A 23,840-nucleotide genomic window follows, 5' to 3' on the forward strand; every position below is an offset into this window, starting at 1 on the left:
CCTAACCGCTCTGACTGGTCGTACCGGGACGGTGTGCATTCGGTTTACATGGATTTTTCGGAGTTGCATTTTTTCCGCTGTGCTCCTGGCTTCGGTCCATCTTACGTTGATTTGGTTTGTTGAAAATAGGGCGCCAAGTACCTTGATGGGGCGCTTTGCGGCTTTAAAAGCATTTGCCTTGCGATTGCAAGAGGGGCGCGTCGAACCGTTGGAAACTATCTGCGGAAATGACGTATTGATGCATTGCGATGCCAAAAACTTTCAAACACGCGATCTCTTTGCGTTTTTACGCCGATGGCATGCGATGAGCTTGCCGGGTATTCAGGATGATGTGGTGTACGTCCTGGACAGGAAAAAACTCCGGAAACGAGAAACGGGCGTTGCCGTTTTGACGTGGGATCCCGAGTTGGGTCCTTTCACGCCAATTGAGCAAGTGGGTATTCAAGATGCCTTAAATGAAGCTTACGGCGCTGGGCGTTTGAGTGAGGAAATATACCTGCTGCATGGTTGTTTATTGCGTTGGGTTCCCGCCCTGTTCAGTTGGCAGCCTTGAAAGTTTGTGATGTTGTGCGCTCTGAGGCTGCGGATGGAACAGAGTCTTTTCTTTTGCTTATTCCGCGGGCGAAGCAACAAAACCCATTGCTCCGTCAAGAGCTCAAACCCCGAGCGCTGGTGAATCAAATTGGCCGACCGCTGTTTGATTATGCTCAACGCGTCAGTGAGTGCTTTGTTGGAGAGTTTCCAGACACTCAGCAGGCGCCCCTGTTTCCTTTACCTCGGCAGTTTCAGTATTTGGCGGAAGGGCCAGGATGGGGCAGATATCACCGTACCAGCGAGAATTTACGGAAATTGTTGGTGGCTGCGTTGGACAAGCTGTCCGTCCGCTCTGAGCGCACGGGGGCCGTAGTTAACATCTGTGCCTTGCGCTTTCGGCGTACGTTAGGGACGAATCTTGCGCGTGAAGGTCATGGGGTGTTGGTTATTGCGGACTTGCTTGATCATTCGCGAACCGACTCGGCGGGGGTCTATGTCGCCGCGACACCAGAGCTTGCGATGCGGATTGAAAAGGCGACTGCGCTGTACATGGCGCCGCTGGCTCAAGCCTTTAAAGGTCAGCTGATAGCTCATGAGGGTAATGCTGTTCGTGGAGCAGACCGCTCCAGCCGAATTATTGACCTGCGTATCGATCAAAGCGCACGGCCAATGGGGTCATGTGGAAGCTTTAGTTTCTGCGGATTGAATGCTCCCGTGGCTTGTTACACCTGCCAATGTTTTCAACCTTGGTTGGACGGACCGCATGAGGCGGTCCTCGATTTCTTGCTAGAGGATGCTAAACGCTATTCGGACGCTCGTATTGCGACGATCAATGATCGAACGCTGCTCGCAGTGGCAGAAGTGGTCCAATTATGCCGCAGCAGAAAGGCGTAGGCTCATGGACGATAGGGTTATCCTGTTCAAGCCCCGAGCAGAGCAGGCGGCTGAAGACAACCTAAGGGACTTCATTACTCTCGCCAGAGAGTCTCTGACGTCCTTTGGCAGTGAGTTGATCTTTGATGCAGACAGTTGGGATGTCACCAATTTTGTTCGATTGAAACGACGTAACTGTTGTTCAAGCATCCGATTTTATGGGTTCCCCAGTGGACGAGGGCAAAGGGACTCTTGTTGCTTCCCTCAGCCTTACAAAGATTTTGCCAAAGCCTACTGCCGTTATGACTATGCGTTGTGTGCCTATACCACTGTCAATTCACGATTGGCCGCGCTCCGTTCCCTGGCTGTAGCTCTGGAGGAAACGGAGAATTGTGTCACGCCTATCAAAGCCGGGCTGGGGCATTTTAATCGCGCGTGCGCGATACTCAGTGAGCGTTACCAAACCTCCGCCGCTTATTTTGCCGGTGCAGAACTCAAGCGTATTTCGCAGTTTCTAGTAGAGCATCAACTTTGCACTGTGCCTGTGCAATGGCAGAATCCACTTCGGGCGCCAGCGAGCTTAGGACGCCGCGTTGGCCCTGAGTTTGATGTATCGCGCCGGGCCCGTCTGCCTTCGTCAGCTTCTTTAGAAGCGATTGCCGAGATCTTCGGCGCCGCGGAGATCCCTGGCGACATTTTCACCTCCAGTGTGTGTGCGTTGCTGGCGTCGGCGCCGAGCCGCATTAATGAGGTGCTGTCCATTCCAAACCAGTGCGAAGTCGAGGAGTTCGATCCAAAAACAAATCAACAGCTGTACGGAATACGCTGGCGGCCTTCAAAGGGTGGGAAGGCGCAAGTCAAATGGGTAGTGCAATCCATGGCCAGTGTCGCCCGCGAGGCTGTGAGTAAGCTCAGGACCATTTCCACGCCAGCGCGCGACGTAGCACGGTGGTATGAGCAGCATCCTGATGCGATGTATTTACCAACGGAGCTGGAGGCACTACGGGGGTGCTCATTACTTGGTTCAGAACAGGTGGGCGAGGTTGTTTTTACCGCCCCCCCCCCCCAATGGCAATCAAGCTGCGCAAGGGGCCGCGTGGTGCCGGAAACAGGGGGTTGTGGAACATATTCCTTATGACCCACAGCATAAACATGCCCCGAGGTTTTTGTTCGCGGACGTTGAGCGAGTGATCATTTCGATGCTGCCCGTCAACTTTCCGCTGGTGGATCAGAAGAACAATCTGAAATACAGTGAAGCGCTTTGCTTGACGCGCCTGAATGAGTTAACCGAGAAGTGGGGAACGTACCGCGGGGTAATCGTCTTGCCGGATACTGGTTGTGTTCAGAAGCAAATAGGTAGTACGCGAGCTTTTCTCAATATTTTCGATCGGTTCGGCTATCGTGAATTAGATGGCAGCCCAATGAATATCACGACGCATCAGTTTCGCCATTATTTAAATACCGTGGCGCAGATGGGTGGGTTGTCGCAACTCGACATCGCCAAATGGAGCGGTCGCGCCAAGGTTGGACAAAACAGGTGCTATGACCACCAATCCGACAGGGATGTGTTGGCGCTTGCCAGGTCCGCTTTAGGTGATCCGGAAAAGTCAGCTGGGCATGTGGCGAGTATTCCGCCGAGTAGTTTGATTGCACGTGATCAGTTTGCGACGCTGAAGATCATGACCGCCCATACAACGGATCTGGGTTATTGCTTGCACGATTTTTCCATGCTGCCGTGTCAGCTCTATCGAGATTGCATCAATTGTGATGAGCATGTGTGCATCAAAGGTGATGTGGTCCGAGAGCAGGCTATACGTCAGCATCGTCAGGAAACCCAGGTCCTCCTCGCGAAAGCCTTAGAAGCGCTGGGCGAGGAGGAGTTTGGTGCCAACCGTTGGGTCGAACACCAGACACTGACCCTTAAACGACTGGATGACCTATGTGCCATTTTTGAGGACTCTTCCGTTGCTGCAAATGCGATTATCCAGCCGCGCGGGATCGTCCCGGCGTCAAGGCTGGAACAGTTACTGGCCCACCATAAAATATTGAACAAACGTGATTTGCCGGGACCAGATACTGAAGATTCAAATGTGCCATGCATAGAGACTGAGGACTTGTAATGTCTCGTTCGAGAAATCTAACCCCAGATGCTATAGAACAGATCGTTTCGATCCTTGATGGCTGGTCTGGAAAACTGACGTGGGACCTACTGATCCAAAGCGTCGCTCGCCGTCTACGAGGGACCTACACGCGCCAGACGCTGCATAAGCATGAGCGGATTCGACGTGCATTTATACTACGTAAGCAAACACTCTCAGCCTCAGTTGGCGTGAAAAAGGTCAGCAGTCCTGAATTGCAGGTTGTAAACGAGCGTATTGCACGTTTAGAAGCGGAGAATCAACGTCTGCGGATGGAGAATGATCGATTGCTCGAGCAGTTTGTGCGCTGGGCTTATAACGCTTACATTCGGGGCTTGGATGAACAGTTTCTTTCCCGCCCTCTGCCCATCATCAATCGACAGTAGACACCCTAGCGAGTCAATACCCCCGGATTTATATACGCCCCGAGCCAAAACTTGTGTGGTGCTCAAGGATCTGGGGGGGGAAACAGAGGCGGTCCGTCAGGCGTGCCTCATCGACGAACAGGGCCACCGGGCGCTTATTCTTCCCCCCCCAGCTCGCGCAGGTCACGCTCACGTTTTTCGCCCTGGGTCGGGATGCGTACCTGCTTTTCGGAGGAGAGGTCGTAGAAGAGCGCGGCGATGAAGGTGGCCAGTTTGATGCTGTGCTTCTCGATGGCCAGCGACTTGGAGACAGTGATCTTCTTTTCCTCTTCCATCGCTTGCTGAAGCCGGCGCAGCATCACGGTCTTGCCACTACCTAAGACGCCGCACAGTGCGACCAGGCGCCCCTCGAAGATCGTCCCCTTGATGTCCTTGATCAACTGCTGATGGTGGGCGGTCTCAAAGTAGCCGGCCTGGTTCAGCGGCAACGTCAGTCCGTAGTGCTGCATCACTTCAACCCGCATGTTCTTATCCTGCTTTCTTGTGGCGGAAGTAGCCCCGAACGCGCTCCAACACGATGCGGCGCGCCAGGGTTTCGCTCAGCACTGGTGGATGAATGCCTGATCTTCGGGTGAGTGCTTAGCCAACGGCTGTGCCAGATCATCGGCAATGGCGAGCTTGGCTGCGATGACGCGGGGAAACCGGTACTCATGCGCCTCGGCATCGAAGGGTTGGCGCGGCAGTGCCATGGGAGCTGCGGGAGGTGTCAGCCGCACATCGTCGCCGGCCAATGCGGCGATGGGTAGACCAAGCTGGTCAGCCAGCGAGCGGATGCGCTCGGATCGTTCATCGGCCTTGCCGCGTTTGAATGCAAGCTCGCTCGCAGCTAATGTGAGCCCGAGGGCTTCGTCAGCCGCAGTTAATCTGAGCTGGAAATTGCATCGATTGCGAGCCCGGCCGTTTTCAAACGCGAGCCGTTACACCTAACGTTTACGCCGTACGCCAGTGATCATCGATAAAGGCAGGTTCTCGCGTAAGCGCAGGCTTTCCACCACCGCTGCGGCGATATGCACGCAGACCAGCGTGAACAGCTTGTTGGCCATCCACTCATGGAGATCACGTGGTAAATCTTCACCCCAGAAATAGTCCACTTCCACCATCAGGAAGCCGCTGACACCGAGACCGGTCATCAACAGCAGCATGAGGATCATCACCAGCGCACCAATTGGCGAATGTCCCAAGCGGTGACAGTCCTCACCGCGAACCAAGGCCCTGATATGGCGCACAAGGCGCGTCGGGGTCGGCCAAAAGTCTGACCAACGCGCCGCCGGCGAACCGATGAAACCCCATACCCCACGTACCAGCACCACCGCTACGGCGTAATAGCCGAGCCAGCGATGCCAGCCTTCTCCCTCTTCATTGAGGAAGTAATCGCCGACGAAGACAATCACCAGGGACCAGTGGCAAAAGCGTACGGGCGGATCCCAGAGGTGCAAGGTTTCAGTCTTCACATCAGCTTTTTTCAATCTCTTGCTTCACGACCTTGCCAGTGACTGGGTCAAAGTAGACTTCCACTTTGCGCTTGTCTTTGTCCCAGCCATAGATCTCGTAGCAATTGCCGCTGGTAACCTTGAACTTCTTGATATCGTAACCCTGTGCCTTGAGATCTTCCTGAAACTTGGCCTGGTCCTGCCATTGCGCCTTGTCGATCGTCGTGCATTGAGGACCGGCGAATGCCAAAGGAGTGGCTGCAAGAAGGGAAATCAACAGGAGTTTGCGCATAGTTCTTCCTCAAAATATTTTTTGTCTAACAACGCGACAGATTCTCACTCAAACCCGCGCATTGAAGATTAGTTGGGCTTTTGAAAGCTGCCACTGCACGGCTGGGAGTACAGGCCCAACCGTGAGGAAACGCTTGACAATGCCGGGCGTTTGTTCTTCAGGTCCGTACTCAGAAGCGGTAGTTGGTGCTCAGCTCCAGCGTCCGTGGTGCGCCGGGTGTGATCAGATCCACCGAGCCATGCGCCGAAGCGTAATAGTCCTTGTCGAAGACATTGCGCAGACGCAGGGCCATGTCCCATTTCGGCTGGTTGTAGAGCAACGCTGCGTCCACGGTGGTGTAGGCCGGCATGACCACTTGGTTATCCAAGGCGGTGTAACGGTCATCGACATAGTTCGCCCCCATGCCTACACGCCACTCCTGTGTCAAAGAACGTACCAACCACAAATTGGCACTGTGGCGCGGGGTCAAGGTCGGAGTCTGGCCTTCGTTGGCGATACCGTTGGTACGGCTGTTGGACTTGGTGATCTCGGCATCCAGATAGGCGTAACCGGCATATACCTGCCATTTTTCGCTCAACTGCCCACTGGCGGTCAGTTCGAGACCATCAGTACGCTGCTCTCCCGCAAGCACCAGTTTGGTCGGGTTCGCCGGATCGGTGGTTTTCATGTTGGTGCGTTCCAGCCGGAACAGCGCCGCCGTCAACGCCAGGCGATTGTCGAGCAGGTCCCATTTGCCGCCGATCTCGAAGTTGGTGGTTTCCTCCGGCTCAAGGTCCTGGTTCGTCGTGCTCAGAGCGAACATTTCGGCAGAGGGCTGGTAGGAACGGCTCACCGAGACGTAATAGGACTGCACATGATCAGGCTGGTAGACCAGACCGACTCGCGGACTCCAGGTAGTGTCGGTGCGGGAGAGTTCCTTGTTCGTCAGGTCATCGGCGTATTCCTGGTCAAACACGTCATAACGCACTCCCAGCAGAGCTTTCCACTGCGGCGCCAGTTCGATCAGGTCCTGCACGTAGAACCCGGCAGTGTCCTGAGTGTTGGTGCCCTTGGCGGTTTGCCGGTTGGCTTGGAACGGCACGTCGACCAAAGCATCGCGGTACACCGGCACCCTTGCCACGTTGGGTTGGCTGAACACGGACTGGTCCTTCACCTGGCGCCCCAGCTCCACACCATAGAGCAGGTTATGGTTCATCCCAGCGAGCACGGCGCGCTGCTTGAGTTCGGTCTGGTTGAACCAACCGTCTTCCTTGCGCTGCACGTTGCCGCGGTTGAGTTTTACCAGCAATTCGCCGTTTGCGGCGGTGACGAAACGGGTAGCGCTGGAATCCGCGAGCGTATTGTTGCGATCCAGGTCGTAGTGGTAGTAGCGGCTGGTGTTGCTCAGGGTGAAGTCGTCATTGATGCTGTAATCGACGCCGGCCGTGAACGAGAACACTTCGCTGCGGGTGTAATCGTCATCTGGATCAGCGGAACCGAAACGCTTATCGCGGTCCACATCGACTGGACTGTCGCCTCGTGCCGGGATACCGAAGTCGATCAGGCGCTTGTCATACAGATAGGAAGCGCCCAGGTTCAGTTCCAGATCGTCGGAGAGCTTGAAGTAGGCCGAAGGCGCGATGGCCTTGCGGTCGATGTAGCCGTCATCCCGGAAGGTGTCGCTGTTCTCCAGCGCCCCTGTCACACGAAAGGCTTTATCGCCCTGTTGCTGATCGGCCCAACCGGCATCGAACTGAGTGCGCTTTTTGCCCTCGCTGTCGACACTGACACCGACCTCCTGCTTGGGCGTGAAGTTGGGCTTCTTGCTGATGCTGTTGATCAGACCGCCCGAAGAGCCGCGGCCATAGAGCACTGCGGCCGGCCCCTTGATCACTTCCACCCGCTCGACGTTGGACAGATCACGGAAGTACAGCGCATCGTCACGAATGCCGTCGACGTACATGTCGCCAATGGCGCTGAAACCACGGATGGTGACTTGATCGCGCTGGCCGTCACCATTGGACAGGCCGATACCGGGGACATTCTTCAGCACGTCTTCCATCGACTGAGCCCCCTGATCCTTGATAACGCTCTGGGGAATTACGTTGACGGTTTGCGGGATATCTCGTAGAGGGGCATCGATCTTCAGCGCGCTCCTGCTCTCGGTCGACATGTAGCTCTGCTCGCTGTACTCACTGTTCACAGCGGTTGCCGGTAGGGTTAGAGCAGACTCCGTTTCTGCCTGTAAATCAGGTACAACCAGAACGCCCAGCAACGACAGAGAGACTGGGTAAATGCGCGATCGAGCCACCATGAACACCTTTTGTATGAATTATCGCGCAGATGATAACGATTATCTTTTGTAAGTAAATACATATCATTCTGATTCAAACCATTGGCACGACTCGGAACGACCGTCTCAACTTAATAGGTGCCCGATAGGAGCGCTCCCTCCAACTTGCTTGGTTGAAGGACTGCAATCATCCCATCTGGACGAGCCCTCTGAAAGACAGGACACCGTTTCCCCCCTTAACATAAGGGATAGGCAAACTGTAGTGGTCCGAAGAGTTTGAAGGACACATCGGACAAGCAGCCACAGATACGGGAATGGCAGCACAGAGGCTGACAATAGCGTGGAGTCAGCCCTCGATAAAAACCTTCAACGGCGGTTCGTGCATCAGGAAGTTCTGGTGCGAGATGTTCCAGGCATAGGCGCCCGCGAGAGTGAATACTAGCAGGTCACCAATCGCTAGCTGCGCCACCGGTTGTTGTCTGGCAAGGACGTCCTTTGGCGTACACAACTGACCCACCAGCGTCACGGACTGATCGCTGATTTGTGCCGGCTGAGTGCCTCGCAGTACCGTGAACGGATGGTCGTGGCCTTGAGCCGCAGGAGTGCGAAAGTGATGAGTACCGCCGCGTCCGATGGCGAAAAACTCGCCGTGGCTGCTTTTGATGTCCAGCACCTGCATCACGTAGTAGCCACATGCAGCACTGATGAAGCGGCCAATTTCGAAACGCACGCGAGTCGTGCCCATGTCGTACTCATCGATCAACCCCTTCAGGCCCTGACAAAACCGTGGCCAGTCGAACGACTGCGCCGCGTCCTGATAGTTGATGCCCATCCCGCCGCCGACATTCAGTAGCGGCAGTTGCAGGTCGTGGTCGGCGCACAGCTGGCGGAAGGTCAGGAAGTAGCTGCGAATCAATTCAAGGTGCGCGTCGAAATCCAGCTGGTGCGACAACAGATGAAAATGCAGTCCCTTGAGCTCTAGGGACGGCTCTTCGCGCAGTAATTGCAGGGCGCTTGCAAGGCCTTCTTCATCCAGACCGAACGGCGTGGGTTTGCCGCCCATGACCAATCGGCTCTGCGGTGTCTGGGCCAGCTTCAGATTCAGCCGCAGCATCACCGGAGCCCGCACACCGCGTTCGCGGGCGATGCGCGCCAGACTTCGCAGTTCGGTCACGCTCTCCACGTGAAACGCCGAAATCCGGTACTGCAGGGCGATATCCAGTTCGCGATCGAGTTTGCCGGGGCCACCAAAGATCAGCGGCTGGTCGGGGCACTGTTCATGCAGCCACGTCAGCTCGCCGCCGGAGGCAGCCTCGAAACCGTCCACCCACGGCGCCAGGGTTTTCAGCACCAGGGCTTCCGGGTTGGCCTTGGCGGCGTAGAACAATTCGCAGTTTTCGGGCAGTACCTGACGCATTGCCTTTACGTGCCGTTCAAGGGCAGGCAGGTCGTAGACGTAAGCGCACAATGGTGCGTCGTGTTCAGTCTTGAGCTGCTCGATGCGTCGGGCGACGGAGGCAGGAAGGCTCATGCGTGTTTCCTCTTTTCAGTCATCGCCAGCGGGCTGGGCAGTAAGGTGTAACCGGCCTCGCGGTCGGCGCGCATCATCAGGCGCGTCATGAAGTTTTCCTTGCTTGGGAAGGGCGCACCGGCGCACAACTCACGCAGTTCTGTCGGATGGCCCAGACGCGTGGATTGCGTGTGCAGCAGGTCGCCGATTCGGTCCCACAATTGTTGTTCCAGCGCGCCGCTGCCGTTGGCCAGATGGAAGATCGCTTCGCCGAGATTGTTCACCAGTGCGCAGTAGCCCACTCGTTGCCAGGCCTTTTGCGCGCTGTAGTACACCGAGCTGCGGGTACGTTCATCCAGCGCGCTCAGGCGTTCAGCGGGCCAGATTTCAGGGACCAGCTTGGTACCTTCCAGATCACGAATCCAGACCTGACTGGGCAGGCCGTTTTCAGCGAAGCCGATGACCGTGTTCTGCAAATGCGGCTCCAGCGCCACGCCCTGACGGAACAGGCAATACAGCACACCGCCGAGCATCTGACCGGCATAGGCATCCAGCCAGTTCAACGTGGCTTGCTCAATGGTCAAGCCGGTGTTGTCGGCGTAGCGCTGTACCTGTGGGCGGCAGACACTGCGACCTTGTTGATCCCAGGTAAACAGCGCCATTGCCACTTGCGGCTGATAACGTTCGCGTTTGGCGACGGGAAGGTTTTCCCGGTAAACGATACCGAAACATTCGGTGACTTCGCGGGCCTCCTCCAGCGTACCCAGGGCGCTGAGGTCCAGGCTGGTGGCGCAGGGTTCGGGCATCAACATGAAGCCCGGTTGTTGCGTCGCCAACTCGCTCATGATGGGGCCGAGCAGGTGAGTGAGGGCGACGGCGCTGTCGAGTTCATACCAAGCGTTCTTGCGCACGCAGTTGGTCAGGCGCACGTGCATCGAGAACTTCATGAAGTAGGCCATCTGCGGATGGTAGAGCGTGCGCACCGACGACGTCGGGTACATGGCCTGACCCAGGGGGCCGAGGTAGGTGATCAAACCCTGTTGCTGCGCCCGTTGCACCAGCGGGTCGGCAAGCACGCGGGCGACTTCCCAAGGGTGGCACGGATAGGCGTCCTCGCGCCCCGACAGTTGGCGCAGCGTGCTGCGCGGATCCTCGCCCTGATGACGAATCAGCGTCGGATCAACCTTGAACCAGTGCAACTGAAAGCGCGCCCCAACTTCCGGCGAGCAGGCCAGCAAATCGTCATGGGAGATACCCTCGCGACTTTTCGGCGTCGGATGCAGGGCGTGTCCCCACAGCTGATGCTGCTCGGACGCCAGCAGGCTGTCGGCTGCTTGGTTGGCCGGGCGTGAATGCCGCAGAAAGGTGCGGGTGATCTGCAGGCTGTTGCCGATCTGTTGCAGCATCTCGCCGACGCGGTCGGCTCCACTCAGCGGGGTACAGAGCAGGCGCGCCAGTTCGTGGGCGTTCAACGGTCGCCAGCTCTGGTTATTGCCTTTGAAGTAGGGGGCGCTGATGTAGTGGCAGCGGCCCAGAAGACTGGCGCGGTCGATGCGTACGATCAACCGGCCACTGGGCAGGCGAATGCTGATGCAACGACTGTTGGCCTGGCGCAGGCTCATCGGCAGATCCTGTGCTTGATCGTTCAGGTTCACTTCGTTGCGGGGCAATGCGTATTCGCGCAAATAGCAATTGAGCAGGCACTCGATGGCATGTCGTTGGGCTTCGCCATCGAGGGCATGGTCATGCTGGGATACGGTGTTCAGCGATGCGGTATTCAGAGCGAACGTCATGCCGGAATCTCCCGGGAAGTCATCAATAGAGGGCGGGCGAGCACCATGGCCGCTATGGCCGCCAGGCACGCAACGAGAAAGGGGGACGCGATGCCGCAGGTCTGACTGACCAGAGCGGCAGTCACACCGGCCGCGGTGCCGGCCCATTTGCCACTGGAGTCAAACCAGCCGAACAGGCGACCGGCGCTGCCTTTGCGGCTGCGCTGGCTCAGGCAGCGGTGCAACCCGACAAAACTGAGCAACATGCCGGCTCCGCTGAGCAGACGCAGAGCGAACAGCGGCTCGGCCTGTACGCTCCAGAATTGCAGCGCGTTACTGATTGCCAGCAGCGCCAGTCCCGGCAACAGCAGGTTGCCCTGATGCTTCTGCACCCAGGGCAGGGCCAGCAGATAAACCAGATGCGGCAGGCTGTAGAGCATGCCGATCAAGGCATCGTTGCCAATGTTCAGTTGCTCGCCGAAGGGCACGAAGTAGGGAAAGGTGACGACCATCGCGAAGCTGAACAGAAACTGCACCGCCATCAGTCGCGGCATGTCTTCAGGCAGTTCGCCCAATGGCTCGGCTTTTTTGGTGGCCAAGGCATGTTTGGGGGCGTCCTTGGGCAGCGGCAGGATGAGCACGAAGGCCAGCAGCGGTAACCAGGCCAGATAACGATACAGGCTTAATCCCAAGCCTTGCGAGGTCAGCAGCCCCAACAGGATCGGGCCACTGATCATCGCCAGGCGTGCCGAATACTGCGTCCAGTTCAGGGCGCGGGACAGATCGCCCTCTTTGAACTGCGTCGACAGGTAGGCATTGGACGCCGCCATCGCGCCGCCGAAGGTGCCCTGGATGATCAGCGCCAGGACGAACACCGGTAGATTGGGGCTGAAGCCTGCCAGCAGAAAGCCCGCGAACAGCCCGACATGGGCGCGCAGCAACGACAGGCGACAACCGTTGCGATCGGCCCAGCGTCCCCAGATCGGCGCCGCCAGTGCGGTGCAGAGTGTCGGCAGTACGAACAGCACACCGATGGCCCAGCCTGGTGTGTCAGGTGCGAGGTCGGCGAGGATGCGCGGCAGGTACAACGGAATACCCAGCGCCGTGAAGGCCGACAGATAATGCCCCAGCAAGACGCTGGTGATCAGACGCCGTTGCATGGAGCCTCCTCCAGCAGGAAGTTCGCTGCGCTGTAGCCATAGAACTTGTTGATGTCGCAGGCACCGGAATGCGCCTTGCTGAACAGGCTGCCAGCGCTGAGCAGGTATTTCACCGGCAGTTTCGGGCTGTCGAGTAGCCATCGGCGGGCGTCGTGACAGTCGATGCCTTCGGCTTCGAGTTGTTGCAGACAGGTCATCAGACGCTGACGCAGCGTGCCGTACAGGCTGGAGCGAGAGGCCAGGCCTGCGGTTGCTATCGCTTCCAGGATCGCCACGATGTTCAGCTGCAAGGTGATGGTGCAGAACATCTCGGCCAACGGTTGGCTGCTGTCGACGCGAATGCGCTCATCCTGCAAGGCTGCCGGCAGGTTAGTGAGATCCGGGCAGGCAGCGGCGAAGCGCTGAGGCCAGAGGCGGGCTGCGTCGTTGTCCTTCATCAGCAGACGCAATGGCTGACCTTGTTCGAACATCAATACGGCGTTCTGCTGGTTGGCCTCCAGCGCGATGCCGTAATGCATCCACAGTCGCAGATGGACCTGCAGCAGCAGATCGAGATAATCATCCAGCCAGTGTTGCAACGAACCTGCGTAGAAGCGCTCGGCCAGTTGTTCGAGGAACAGGCGCCCGTCGGCAAGCGAGCTGGCCAACGCGGCGACAGGTACCAGTGTCATGTTCTCCAGCCCCGTCGGATAACGGCGCACGATATAGGCCAGATGACGACTCTCGGCGGCATGACCACCGTGTTTTTCGTCAACGTGCAGATAACGTGACGCCAGTGCCGGATCGCGCTCGGTCAAGGCCTGCAGGGTGGTCTGGAACCAGTGACCGTCGTATAGGGTGCTGGGCTTGATCAGGCGCAAATTGCGCGCACCGAGCGTGCTGACTAACAACGGTAGTTTGATGTGCCACTGAGGTTGATTGATGCAGACCACCGTGCGCACGGACAGCGTAGGTTCGACCTGCATGGCGGTACGTGGAGCCTTGAGCGTGCCTTCAGGCAGGCCGTATTGCTCCAGTTCGCCCCATGTCAGCGGGTGTACTGGCAGTAATGAATGGCTGTTTTGCAAGGTCGGTGACAAGCCGACTTCCTCAAAGTTCGGCCAGTGCGGCGGCTGCGGGCTGGTCAGGGTCAGGGCGTTGTTGGGAATCGCCAGCCAATTGAGTTCGAAGCGCGGCGCGAACTCCGGCGCGTAGCCTCTGAGCGCGGCGGCATCGAAGCCGCTTTTGGCCCGCGCCGTTGGATAAAACGGGTGATCCAGGTAGCTCGCCAGTTGATCGATCTTCAGCAGCCTCTGCGACCAGTCCTTCAGGTCGGTCACGTCGCTCAGCGCGGGCGCATGTTGGCGATACGCCTGATTGCACAGGGTCCGTTGTTCGCTCGCGCAATCTGCTTCTTTCAGATACGCCGCGAACAGTGCCAGACTTTCTTCGTCCAGACCGTGGCTCAGGTGGCCCAGCCAGAGCCCGTAGCCGCGTTGAATCTCGCCGTGGCTTTGCGGCGACACTTTGATCCAAGCGTCGCCTGTACCGATCCAGTCCTGCAACGGATACGCCTTGACCACCGGCAGCCATAGTTCGTCGGCGCCCAGATGGGCGATTCGCAGCCAGCTTGCGTCGGGCTGATGCTGCAAGTGTTGACTCAGTTCTTCCGGCAACCGACAAATCTGTCCTGTGCTGACGATCCCTCGGATGTCCTCGCGCAGGCAGCAATCGATGATGCGTCGAGTAATGAACGCCTGATCCGCGGCGTCCGGATACAGGCTCATGCCATCACCCACTTCAGGTCGTTCAGCGTCGAATTCAGTTGCGTTTCGAGGCTCACCTCATCCGGCGCGATCAGTCTCAGTACGCCGACGTAGTCCTTGTTGGAATGGCTGATGGTCACGGTGTCGCCGGTGTTGTGAAGTGCGCGGTAATCGCACCAATGGCTCTCACGTTCGATATTGAAGCTGGCACTGGCCTGTTTCAGCCGTCCCGAGCAGTCGGCCACAAGGTAATGAACGGTTGCTTCGGCTTGTGCGGGTTGCGTGTCGACCAGCTTTTCCCCCAGATGCAAAGCGATGATGCGGTCGAACCAGCCCTGTGGCAGCAGCCGATCCAGCAGGAACTCGCGACCATCACCGATGCTGCGGTAGTTGATCTCAACCAGTACCGGGCCTTGGGCGGTCAGAATGAACTCGCTGTGGCAAACCCCGAAATTGACCCCGAACGCGGCCACTTGAGCCAGCGCGGCGGCACGTTGGGCGCGGCTGAGTTGTCCATTCCAGCGCGCGGCGATTTCTACGAAATGCGGCGGCGGTGAAAGGGTGACGTCGAAGCCTCCGATGGCTTGCAGGTTGCGTCCGTCGCCCAGGGTTTCGAGTGTGAATAACGGACCTTCCATGTACGCCTCCAGCAACAGCGCCCGATCCGGTTGCTGCTGCCAGAACTGCTCGCAGTAAGCGGTCAATTCGGCGGCGTCGTGGCACAGTCTGACGTCCAGGCTGGCGACGCCTTCACGAGGCTTGGCGACCACTGGCCACGGCGCATCGGTCGGCAATCTGGAGTTCGATGTGAGCACCTGGAACCATGGCCCGGGCAGACCTAGACGTTGCATGCGCTCGCGCATGGCTGCCTTGTTCTTCGCTGCATAGCACAACCGCCAGTCCTTGCCAGGGCATTCGAAGGCCTCGGCCACCATCGCTGTCGCGGTCTGCAGGTGATCGCTGTTGGAGAACACGGCGACGGGGCGCAAGCCCTGACCGTTGAGTGTCTCGATGACCGCTAGCGGATTGAACACATCACATTCGATGACGTGCAGCTGTTCCGGCGAAATAGGCGAGGTGGCGAGCAGTCGCCGGTGTTCCTGAGCGTGGTCGGTGATGACCACGATCGGTAACCCGCGTTTGTGCGCGGCAGGCAGGAAGCCCTCGAGAATGGCAGGGTGGGCGACATGGGCAAGGATGATGAATGGACGTTGCATGGCAGGTTCCTGGGGGCAGCAGTTGCCCGTCCCGGGGGATCGGGCAACTGGTTTACAGGGGCGCAAGTGCGCGGTTTAGAAGCGGTAGTTGACGCCTAGAGTGAGCGAGCGCTGGGGCGCGGGTTGACGACCCCATGGACTGGTGTCGATGCCGCGGAAGTAGTACTCGCGGTTGAACAGGTTGCTGATGCCCGCGGACGCGGTCAGGACGCTCTTGTCTGCCAGCTTGAACTCACGCTCGAGGGCGGTGTTCCAGAGCCAGTAAGCAGGCAGTTTGCCTACGCTGGCAGTGGCGTTTTCATCGCCGGAGTTGGCGGCATCGGTGTACGCGCTGCTGACGTACAAGCCGTCGAGGTTGTAGGTCCAGTGCTCGGCGAAACGGTAACGACCGTCAACCGTGAACTGATTGCGCGAAGCGAAAGGCACCTCGTTGTCCTTGAACGTGCCGTTGCGTTGCTTGGCATCGAGGTACGCATAGCTGGCGTGCAGGTCCAGATCAGGTAGAGCTTGCGGCGTCCAGAAAATCTCGCTCTCGAAACCTTGGTGACGTGTGCTGCCAAGGTTATTGAAGCGGTCAGTCGTGGCGTTGTAGCTGATTTGGTCGTCGAAATCGATGCGGTACAAGTTGAAGTCGACGCGCATGCCGTCCCATGGCGTATAGCGCACGCCGGTCTCGTAGTTCCACGCCAGTTCGGCGCCGACATCGCCTTCCTTGACGATCTGCGTGACTTGCGGTGGACGCAGGGACTTCTGGGCGTTGGCGTAGACGTACCAGGCGTCGGTCGCCTGATAACCAACAGTCAGGCCCGGCAGCCATTCTTCGGATTTGTTCTCGCGCGAGAACCCGGTGATGCCGTCTGCGTAATCCATGCGGGCGTTTTCGTAGCGCACGCCGGGGGTGATGGTCAGGCGATGATCGAGCAGGCTGATGGCGTTGCTGAGGTAGAACGCGCGGGCGTCGTCATCGAACTTCCAGTCCCGGAACGGCGTCGTCACGCCGGTAGCGACGCGCTGGCGGTTGACCTTGTAGTCGATGTCTTCGCTGACATAACGGGCGCCCAGCAACCAGGTCTGGCCAACCGTGTCGCCATCGATAGTGGCACTGATGCGCGGCTCCGTGCCCCAGACTTTAAAGTCGCGTGGGCCGTCCTGTTTGGTCACCGCCGTACCGTCCGGAGTGAACGGCAGGCCGACCACGAAGTTGCGGTAGCTGTCGTGGGCGAAGTTGGTCCAGCTGTATTCTACTGAGTCGAACGGCCCCATGGCGCCCAGGCGCTGGGTGTAGGTGCCCCACACGCGATTGGTGTCGCCCTCGAAGCGGTCCAGCGGACGCGTCGATTGCCGTGGATCATCCTTGTAATCCTGCACGCTGAGTGCTCCGGCCAGGTCCATATCGGCCTTGTAGTGCTGGATACCGAAGCTCAGATCGCGATCGTCGTCGATGTTCCACTGGCCGCGCAGACGGTAGTTCTGCACATCGGTCTCGGAGTGCTCGCGCCCGTATTCGCCCCCCAGGGTATTGAGGTCCAGTTGCAGGCCGAAGTTGTCGGTCAGGTAGCCGCCGGTGCCCACATAGTTGTCCCACAACTGGCGCCCGCCAGCGTTGAACGTCAACTTCTCCTGCAGAGTGGTTTCCCACTCGCGCGGAATCGGCTTGCTGATGAAGTTGATCACCCCGCCAACGTTGTTCGGACCGTATTGCACCGCTGCGCCCCCACGCACGACATCAATACGGTCTACAGTGGCCATGGTCACTGGAAACAGCGACAGACCCGTCTGGCCGTACGGCGCCAGTGCTAGTGGAATGCCATCCGACAAAGCTTGAATCCGGCCGCTACGACTCTCGTACAGACCGCGTACCGATATCTGTGGCAAGGCGCCGGTGCCGGTTTCGTCAAAGATCTTGATGCCCGGTACCCGTTGCAGCGCGTCGTCCACACCGCGGACGCTGGCTTTTTTCAGTTCGCTGGAGTCGACAACGCTGCGGCTGCCGGCATAGGTACGCACCTCCTGATCGCTGGCCGTGCCGAGAACGTCACCCTGAATCACCACGGGCGCCAGTGACAGGCCGTTGGCAGGTCCGGTGGACAGTTCGACGGATTGATCGGCGGCCATGGCACTGTGACAGATGCCCAAAGTGATAAGACTGAGTGAAAAATGTAGGGAGTTTGTTGTTGTTTTCATGTGGACTACGTTGGCTCATTTTTACTGTTGGAGAGAATGCAGGCGGGCTTTCAATGCGTTTTGCAGCAATCCCCGGTCTTCACCGGCCAGAAAGCTTTGGACCCCGCGAGCGCGCCACAGCGTGTTCTGTTCAGCAGTGCGGGGGTTTGCGCAGAATGGTATTGCGGCGCTGAGGCAGGCATCAGCCATGTATTGCAGCGTTTGCCAGACTTGGGGATTGAGAGGGTCGGGTCCCAGACCGAGATCGAGCGACAGATCCAGTGCGCCTTCCATAATCATGCCGACGCCCGGCAGTTGCAGGATTTCGCCGAGAGCGTCGACCCCGGCGCTGCTTTCGATCATGGGAATAATCGGCGTCTGGCGATTGGCCAGATCAATGTATTCGGGTAAGGGCAGGCGACCGAATCCGGTAATACGGCCACCGGTTATTCCGCGTTTCCCCAGGGGGGGGAAGAAGGCCGCTTCGATGGCTCGCTGAACTTGCGCAGCACTTTCGGTGCGTGAAAGGACGATGGCTTCGATACCGGCATCCAGTGCCCGACCGATCAGTTTTTCGTCCACTTGAGGTATGCGCAACCAAGGCGAAATGCCAGCGGCCTCACACGCGCGGACACAATGCATGATGTCTTCTTCGGAGCGCAGTAAGTGCTCAAGATCGAGAATCACGAAGTCGTAGCCCGCAAACGCGAGCATTTCGCAGAGCATCGGTGAAGGTAGAGAATTGAGCAAGCCATAGACGTTGTTCCCTGCTTGTAACCGGGAAAACACCGGAGAGGTTCGTATCACTGACGCAGATCCTTCAGGGTGGATGCGCGTTAATAATAATCATTCACAATCATAAGTAAACATTTTTAGTCGCCGATTCGTGATATTCGTGATGGTCCTCATAAAAATCCCGTTCTTGGTGTAATGCTGTTCACTGATTCGCCCCGGATTCCCGCCACGACTCCCCCGATGGCATATGAGGGGGGGCTGGGGCGATTTCTGAGTTTTGTAAACACCTCGTCGAATCTCGGGTATTAATTTCCACTTTTTAGAAGCCTTGACTCTCCAAGGGCCTTATTTTTCGTTGTCTAACAAGATTTGTTTACATAATTGGTCAGCATAAAAGGAACCGCTGCCGTTCACCCCGAACCAGCAGGCCGAAATCCGCAAAAGAACCTCGGTGTAGATTTCTACTCTTGGCGTCAAGACGCGCAACCTTTTAGCAGCGATATCAAGATAGCACTTCTAGTGTGCCGCGTAGTAGCGTTGCGCCATGCTTCAGGAGTAGTATGAATCATATTGTGTCTAAAACGTTGACTGCCAAAAGAGCGTTACTAAATAATGGATATTAAAATTGAAGTCGCCCTGCCAAGCTCGGCCTCAACTAAAGAGAAAGGCGATCTGCTGGAAAAGTTGACGGCTCAACTCTTATCTGCCCAATCATATGAAGTTATAAATGAAATTCGTTTCACGGCAGTCGAGCTTGACCTCCTCTGCAAACACAAAATAAGCGGAAAGGAAATTTACGTCGAGTGTAAGGCATACAGGGATAAGCCAATAGACGCGAATATACTTAAAAATCTAGCCGGCACACGAGCTTTGATGGAGTACTCAGAAGCATGGTTAGTCAGCACCGCTGAATATGGCAAAGAAGCCAAAGGCTTTATGGAGACATGGCAAAACAAACCCACCGCTCAAGCCACGACCCTAAGCTTTTATGAGCCTAAAGACGTAATAAATGCATTAATAGCTGCAAATGTGATTAAAGAACCTCCACAGCAAAAAGCACTTGATTATTGCAACAGCCAGAATCTTTTAGGTGGCTGGGTGTTGTTAGTCACCCCCTATGGGAATCTATGGGCTGTAACAATCCTGGCAGGGGGTATCCCTAACAAAGTTATTTTCTACTACGCCTCTAACAACGAGCCAGTAACAGACTCCAAATTGACAGCGAACTTATTGGGAACTGACACATCGCTTGGATCACTGGAATTTGAAGCTCAAACTGCCAGCACAGTCAAGCCGATTCTACCAGTGGCTGAAGATGTTGGAGAGGTAGCTCAAGTACAAACAGGCGTTGAGTGGAGCGATTATCGTCCCGCTAGACCTCAAGACTTTGTAGGACGCGCTAAAGATATAAATTTTGTTTTTGATTTTTTCAAGCTAGTGCTCTCCCAGTCTACTACAACAAGAATATTTGCTCTCACCGGAGACTCCGGCATGGGCAAAAGCTCACTGGTAGCGAAGCTTTCTGACAAGTCGAGGAATGTCCAGAATAGGAACAAATACTTCATATTCCCTGTGGACGTCCGAGCAGCCACAGGTCCATCCTATATTTATTCAGCACTGCTAAAATGTCTATCTGCGGCACAAACTCAAGGCTATGGCGATGCGTCGATTGAGCTCGTCGTATCTGACGTAAGTAACCCGCTAAACTCAACATCATTAAAAAATTACTTAGCTAGTGTCGCCGCGCAAAAAAAATTAATTGTTCTAATTTTCGATCAGTTCGAAGAACTATATTCGAAACCAGAGCTTTTTGAAGTTTTCAATAGAGCTAAATCATTACTACTCAATGCGGCGAGCGTATGTAGCTGCCTGTGCTTAGGATTTGCATGGAAAAGTGACAGCACCACCCAGGGCGACCATCCGGCTTACTTTTTTTGGCATCAACTATCAGACTATAGAGTTACCAGAAAGCTTTCACCATTTTCTGATAATGAATCTAACGCCGCAATTAATATTTTTGAAAAAGAACTCGGACAGAAACTTCAAAACGATTTGAGACACAACTTAATTGTGAGTAGCCAAGGTTACCCATGGTTATTGAAAAAATTATGCATACATATTTATGAAAAAATTCAGTCTGGCGCTGACCAAGAAAAACTTTTAGCAAACAAATTGGACATTGCAAGTTTGTTTGACACTGATCTAAATCAACTTAGCAAAGCAGATCGTGCATGCCTGAATATAGTCGCGCAAAGGGCTCCGGTAGACTGGTTTGAAGTAATAGAGTCTTCAAGCGCTGAAGCATTAGATTCTCTGATGCACCGCAGACTTGTAATTAAAAGTGGTGACAGATTAAACGTGTACTGGGATATCTTCCGAGAGTATCTGCTAACACAAAAGGTTCCTGTAATCCCGTTACGTTATCTACCATCCACAGAACCGGCGTCCGTGATAAAAGTCGCCAAACTGCTGCAAGCAAACAAACCACTGTCCACGCACGACCTCGTGACAATTTCAGGATTGACAGAAGGTTCCATTCAGAACACAGGCACAGATATTAATATGTTTGGTGTGGCCACGCGAGAAGGCGGAACCTACCAACTAAATCCTGGCCTAGTCCAAGGCGATGAAGTAGCGATACTTCAAGCCGTTAGAGAAAAATTCAAAAAACATGCATTCACGCTTGCAATCCAGGATCGCACATCAAATTCGATCATGACGCTCAGCGATGCAATTGCTATTCTTCAAGAAATTTTCCCTAACAGCACCTATGCCGAAAAAACCTGGCATGTGTACACGCTGAGGATATGCAAATGGCTTGAACTCTGCGGCTTCCTTGTTAGCTCTCTAAATGGTTGGATATATCGAGACCAAGGCGGAGTTCTTAAAGACGGCATTAAAACATCCAGAAGACGCCGATCAACCAAAATTTTCTCTCCGCTTGCCTCACCCCTTGTAACAATTGAGTGCCTAAAATGGCTTGAAGCTCATAAGACCATCAAGAAAGCTGATAAATATCCGGCTGGCTATGTTAACGCTTTACGAATCCTAGCTAGATTTGAACTAGCCGCACAAGATACTACTAGTTTTAGCTTGAACAACGGAAAAGTCGCAAAATACGCCTCACATTTTGATGCTATTCTATCTATAGCCTCCTCCGAGCTAATAATGTTGGAAGTGGACAAAATAATTAAAGCTACGCCAAATATTCATGCAAAGGATTTAGGTGCGCTTCTCACAACCAAATACGCATTAAACTGGGGGGAAGCATCAGCACTGCGTAGCGGTAGAGAGATTTTGTCTTGGGCAAAATGGATTATAGAGAGCAAAAAAAATATTAAGGACGCAATGCTCAGCTAGCAGAAGCCCAAAGTACATAACTGCAGCTTGGCAATCAATCACTCGTTACGCAATTACCCGGATCACGTGCGCTGCAGCGTTGCTTGAAGCGCATGCAGGCCGAGAGTCGCACAGCATAGGAAATTCCGTCCCTAGAACACAACAGCCCCGGTTGATTGGGGCTGATGACGTAGGAGAGGCGCTGTTTTCGCGATTATTTCGAAAGCCGACTTGTGCATTCAAGCTCGCACCAATCACCCTTGATTATTCGTGCCCTGTATGTGCGTATACCACTCTCTCTCGTTACTTGTTACAACGAAAACAGAGCGCGTCGACTCACCTCTCATATTAATGGGGCCCACTTCGACTCCGCCAAAAAACGACATCTCCCATATTGTCTTCTTTGGGTTGGTCCTCTGGTACGCCCCGTGGTACTGGAAGACACCGTTTCCCAAAGAGACCTTCACCTGTTCCCCCGCCTTATGCCCCGATATCTCGCCCCTGAAGTGGCGCACCCCTTCAGCCTTCATCTGCTTTGCATCGGCAAGAGCCTCAGGTGCGAGCTGGATCTTCCAGTGGTGCCAGGCGAGTCCTTGGGCAATTAAGCATGCAAGCTTCATCAGCTTGCTTCCATCTAACGGCGTGATCATCCCCGATGACCAAGTCCGGGTTTCGTCCAACACGAAGTACTGCTGACGTCCGGCTTCGATCTGGCGTACCAACGCCTCATTTTTTGCCAAGCGCGGCACTACCTGATCGGCGATCGCGGTAGCCGCACCTTCATGCCTTCCGCCGATCGGCAGCACCGCTAGGAGGTAGTGCTCAATGAACGATTTGTCGTTATTACATGCTACGCAGGACGGCACCTGGGGCAGGTTTTGACGTGCATCCGTAGGGAAAAATTCGCGAGCGATGACGTGATCACCAGTAGTCGATGACTTTTCTTTACCGCAATACACGCAGGTTTTGTCGCGGTATTTCTTACTCCCCATTGGCTTCTCCTATTGCACGCGCGGCACCCTGATTTGTTGAATCCAGGTGCCAAATAATGTTGAAAAAAAGCCCCAAATGAAAACTGTAAATGACCATTCGATCGGGGTTCCACCGATCCGGCCCCGCCTCCCCTTGCTGCGCGGTGCCGTCACGAATGGAGCAACAGCATGTCAAAATTACGCAGTAGGTTTAAGAAATGTCTTCAGTGGATTTTCCGGATCGCTTGGAGGGAGATACTACGGTGGTTGTTTGAACAAATGGTCGAGAGTTGAGCAGAGGACCTAGACCACCCGTAATCTGTGAAACGAACACGGGCTCTAAAAGAGCCCGTTGTTTATTGCGCTTTCAATTTCATTGGCAGAATGCTTCACCAGCTCGTTTGGACTGTCACCCTACTAAAAGCCTTAGAAGCACTCTGCCAATGAAGCTGCCGCCCCAGCGGCCACCGCCACCAGTACTATCGTCGTTAAAACTAATAAGGTCATTCCCGTTGAACGACCGCAAAAAATCAATTTTCGCTTATCCTGGTCTCCTGTTTGCCATCAACGGATAGCCGCTCACTTTTAGTCATTTCGACGGAACAGCCACGGAGCAATTGGATTCTTGTCCTGCCACAACCCTAATTGGTCGCGTCGCGCCTGCGCTTCGAGCGAAGGGAGCTCATTGTCACGGTTGTACCGTGAGTAAACCCAAGCAAAACCTGATTTTACTTGCTCGGCATTTATATCGATACCATCAACCGAAATCGATCCCACCGTCCGGCCATACTGATCGTTGCCGCGCTCAACGATCTCAACCGTTTTTCCACCGACCATGGCAGCCAAATTTTGCTTCGATCGTTGGCCGTAAGCCTGGCTTTTTTCAGGCGCATCAATACCCGCTAAACGAACACGAATTTTCTCACGCTCATCGGTAACCACATCGATTGTGTCACCATCAAGCACCGCCACAGTTCGCCCCTGAAACCTTTCTTCAGATAGGCCCGCCAGAGGAGTGATGATTGCGGCGCAGAACGTAAAAATCGCCAGAGAACGTATTAAAAGCATGCGATAGCCCTAGGTTTACTCATTTTCAGAATCATCCAACGATGGCGACTTGTGCATCACAGCGACCTTTTTAGGCAGCTCGAAAGGAATGCAAAAAGCGGTGAAGGCAATCAGGCGCCGAATCGCGCGGCGAACACATTCAATTTTGGGGCGGTCATCTTCAACCATCACGGCGTAAGCACCTGTGGCCAGCAAC

At 55.5% G+C, this 23,840-nt stretch carries 19 protein-coding genes and 2 pseudogenes; 6 read left to right on the forward strand and 15 right to left on the reverse strand.

All coding sequences use genetic code 11. The features are described from left to right. Nucleotides 1-145 precede the first annotated feature (145 nt). From AC3IX1_RS28810 to AC3IX1_RS28830, 5 genes are all read left to right on the forward strand, one after another. The gene (locus AC3IX1_RS28810) at nt 146-553 is read left to right on the forward strand and encodes a hypothetical protein (protein ID WP_489388847.1); all 408 of its coding nucleotides are present in this window, start codon (nt 146-148) and stop codon (nt 551-553) included. Beyond that, nucleotides 541-1,428, forward strand: a complete 888-nt coding sequence (locus AC3IX1_RS28815) for a hypothetical protein (RefSeq protein WP_489388848.1) — start codon at nt 541-543, stop codon at nt 1,426-1,428. Before AC3IX1_RS28810 ends, AC3IX1_RS28815 begins: the two co-directional genes overlap by 13 nt. Nucleotides 1,429-1,432: 4 nt before the next feature. Further along, complete coding sequence (locus AC3IX1_RS28820) at nt 1,433-2,545, forward strand: hypothetical protein (protein ID WP_489388849.1); 1,113 nt, start codon at nt 1,433-1,435, stop codon at nt 2,543-2,545. A gap of 61 nt (nt 2,546-2,606) precedes the next feature. Beyond that, nucleotides 2,607-3,527, forward strand: a complete 921-nt coding sequence (locus AC3IX1_RS28825) for a hypothetical protein (protein WP_489388850.1) — start codon at nt 2,607-2,609, stop codon at nt 3,525-3,527. Continuing rightward, entirely contained in the window at nt 3,527-3,931 is a 405-nt protein-coding gene (locus AC3IX1_RS28830) for a hypothetical protein (RefSeq protein ID WP_489388851.1), read from the forward strand. The genes AC3IX1_RS28825 and AC3IX1_RS28830 overlap by 1 nt, the downstream gene beginning before the upstream one ends. Before the next feature lie 103 nt (nt 3,932-4,034). Here AC3IX1_RS28830 and AC3IX1_RS28835 read toward each other — a convergent pair. The 12 genes and pseudogenes from AC3IX1_RS28835 to AC3IX1_RS28890 form a co-directional block, all read right to left on the reverse strand. Next, a pseudogene (locus AC3IX1_RS28835) lies at nt 4,035-4,434 on the reverse strand (ExeA family protein); the annotation flags it as partial. A 4-nt stretch (nt 4,435-4,438) separates the two neighbouring features. Continuing rightward, nucleotides 4,439-4,782: pseudogene (locus tag AC3IX1_RS28840) on the reverse strand (IS481 family transposase); the annotation flags it as partial. A 111-nt stretch (nt 4,783-4,893) separates the two neighbouring features. Further along, nucleotides 4,894-5,421, reverse strand: a complete 528-nt coding sequence (locus tag AC3IX1_RS28845; RefSeq protein WP_489388898.1) for a cytochrome b/b6 domain-containing protein — start codon at nt 5,419-5,421, stop codon at nt 4,894-4,896. Nucleotide 5,422: 1 nt separating this feature from the next. Beyond that, the gene (locus tag AC3IX1_RS28850; protein ID WP_489388852.1) at nt 5,423-5,692 is read right to left on the reverse strand and encodes a PepSY domain-containing protein; all 270 of its coding nucleotides are present in this window, start codon (nt 5,690-5,692) and stop codon (nt 5,423-5,425) included. A 169-nt stretch (nt 5,693-5,861) separates the two neighbouring features. Beyond that, nucleotides 5,862-7,985, reverse strand: a complete 2,124-nt coding sequence (locus AC3IX1_RS28855) for a TonB-dependent receptor (protein WP_489388853.1) — start codon at nt 7,983-7,985, stop codon at nt 5,862-5,864. A 325-nt stretch (nt 7,986-8,310) separates the two neighbouring features. Then, on the reverse strand, nt 8,311-9,495 hold the full coding sequence (locus AC3IX1_RS28860) for a type III PLP-dependent enzyme (protein ID WP_489388854.1): 1,185 nt from the start codon (nt 9,493-9,495) through the stop codon (nt 8,311-8,313). Beyond that, nucleotides 9,492-11,240, reverse strand: coding sequence for an IucA/IucC family protein (locus AC3IX1_RS28865; protein ID WP_489388899.1), 1,749 nt, complete (start codon nt 11,238-11,240; stop codon nt 9,492-9,494). Before AC3IX1_RS28865 ends, AC3IX1_RS28860 begins: the two co-directional genes overlap by 4 nt. A gap of 23 nt (nt 11,241-11,263) precedes the next feature. Beyond that, entirely contained in the window at nt 11,264-12,406 is a 1,143-nt protein-coding gene (locus tag AC3IX1_RS28870; protein WP_489388855.1) for an MFS transporter, read from the reverse strand. Next, on the reverse strand, nt 12,391-14,172 hold the full coding sequence (locus AC3IX1_RS28875; RefSeq protein ID WP_489388856.1) for an IucA/IucC family protein: 1,782 nt from the start codon (nt 14,170-14,172) through the stop codon (nt 12,391-12,393). The genes AC3IX1_RS28870 and AC3IX1_RS28875 overlap by 16 nt, the downstream gene beginning before the upstream one ends. Then, on the reverse strand, nt 14,169-15,368 hold the full coding sequence (locus tag AC3IX1_RS28880) for an ATP-grasp domain-containing protein (RefSeq protein WP_023662028.1): 1,200 nt from the start codon (nt 15,366-15,368) through the stop codon (nt 14,169-14,171). Before AC3IX1_RS28880 ends, AC3IX1_RS28875 begins: the two co-directional genes overlap by 4 nt. 75 nt (nt 15,369-15,443) lie before the next feature. Then, nucleotides 15,444-17,552: a TonB-dependent receptor family protein gene (locus AC3IX1_RS28885; RefSeq protein WP_489261425.1), complete on the reverse strand. Its 2,109-nt coding sequence runs from the start codon at nt 17,550-17,552 to the stop codon at nt 15,444-15,446. Between the two features lie 21 nt (nt 17,553-17,573). Next, entirely contained in the window at nt 17,574-18,245 is a 672-nt protein-coding gene (locus tag AC3IX1_RS28890; protein WP_489388900.1) for an HpcH/HpaI aldolase family protein, read from the reverse strand. Between the two features lie 633 nt (nt 18,246-18,878). Here AC3IX1_RS28890 and AC3IX1_RS28895 point away from each other — a divergent pair. After that, on the forward strand, nt 18,879-21,626 hold the full coding sequence (locus tag AC3IX1_RS28895; protein ID WP_489388857.1) for an nSTAND1 domain-containing NTPase: 2,748 nt from the start codon (nt 18,879-18,881) through the stop codon (nt 21,624-21,626). 233 nt (nt 21,627-21,859) lie between these two features. On the opposite strand, the gene AC3IX1_RS28900 is transcribed toward AC3IX1_RS28895, so the two are convergent. The 3 genes from AC3IX1_RS28900 to AC3IX1_RS28910 form a co-directional block, all read right to left on the reverse strand. Then, complete coding sequence (locus AC3IX1_RS28900; protein WP_489388858.1) at nt 21,860-22,597, reverse strand: HNH endonuclease; 738 nt, start codon at nt 22,595-22,597, stop codon at nt 21,860-21,862. A gap of 564 nt (nt 22,598-23,161) precedes the next feature. Then, nucleotides 23,162-23,644 (reverse strand): thermonuclease family protein, encoded by a 483-nt coding sequence (locus AC3IX1_RS28905; protein WP_489388859.1) that lies wholly within the window; start codon nt 23,642-23,644, stop codon nt 23,162-23,164. A gap of 15 nt (nt 23,645-23,659) precedes the next feature. After that, nucleotides 23,660-23,815 (reverse strand): hypothetical protein, encoded by a 156-nt coding sequence (locus tag AC3IX1_RS28910; protein ID WP_489388860.1) that lies wholly within the window; start codon nt 23,813-23,815, stop codon nt 23,660-23,662. Nucleotides 23,816-23,840: the final 25 nt, after the last annotated feature.

It is taken from the genome of Pseudomonas sp. KH_046_2 (assembly GCF_057838985.1).

Coding starts and splice junctions, on each gene's coding strand:
- AC3IX1_RS28900 (WP_489388858.1), bottom strand. CDS start 22,597: ATGGGGAGTAAGAAATACCGCGACAAAACCTGCGTGTATTGCGGTAAA.
- AC3IX1_RS28905 (WP_489388859.1), bottom strand. CDS start 23,644: ATGCTTTTAATACGTTCTCTGGCGATTTTTACGTTCTGCGCCGCAATC.
- AC3IX1_RS28895 (WP_489388857.1), top strand. CDS start 18,879: ATGGATATTAAAATTGAAGTCGCCCTGCCAAGCTCGGCCTCAACTAAA.
- AC3IX1_RS28830 (WP_489388851.1), top strand. CDS start 3,527: ATGTCTCGTTCGAGAAATCTAACCCCAGATGCTATAGAACAGATCGTT.
- AC3IX1_RS28885 (WP_489261425.1), bottom strand. CDS start 17,552: ATGAAAACAACAACAAACTCCCTACATTTTTCACTCAGTCTTATCACT.
- AC3IX1_RS28820 (WP_489388849.1), top strand. CDS start 1,433: ATGGACGATAGGGTTATCCTGTTCAAGCCCCGAGCAGAGCAGGCGGCT.
- AC3IX1_RS28810 (WP_489388847.1), top strand. CDS start 146: ATGGGGCGCTTTGCGGCTTTAAAAGCATTTGCCTTGCGATTGCAAGAG.
- AC3IX1_RS28870 (WP_489388855.1), bottom strand. CDS start 12,406: ATGCAACGGCGTCTGATCACCAGCGTCTTGCTGGGGCATTATCTGTCG.
- AC3IX1_RS28890 (WP_489388900.1), bottom strand. CDS start 18,245: ATGCTCGCGTTTGCGGGCTACGACTTCGTGATTCTCGATCTTGAGCAC.
- AC3IX1_RS28880 (WP_023662028.1), bottom strand. CDS start 15,368: ATGCAACGTCCATTCATCATCCTTGCCCATGTCGCCCACCCTGCCATT.
- AC3IX1_RS28855 (WP_489388853.1), bottom strand. CDS start 7,985: ATGGTGGCTCGATCGCGCATTTACCCAGTCTCTCTGTCGTTGCTGGGC.
- AC3IX1_RS28860 (WP_489388854.1), bottom strand. CDS start 9,495: ATGAGCCTTCCTGCCTCCGTCGCCCGACGCATCGAGCAGCTCAAGACT.
- AC3IX1_RS28850 (WP_489388852.1), bottom strand. CDS start 5,692: ATGCGCAAACTCCTGTTGATTTCCCTTCTTGCAGCCACTCCTTTGGCA.
- AC3IX1_RS28875 (WP_489388856.1), bottom strand. CDS start 14,172: ATGAGCCTGTATCCGGACGCCGCGGATCAGGCGTTCATTACTCGACGC.
- AC3IX1_RS28825 (WP_489388850.1), top strand. CDS start 2,607: ATGCTGCCCGTCAACTTTCCGCTGGTGGATCAGAAGAACAATCTGAAA.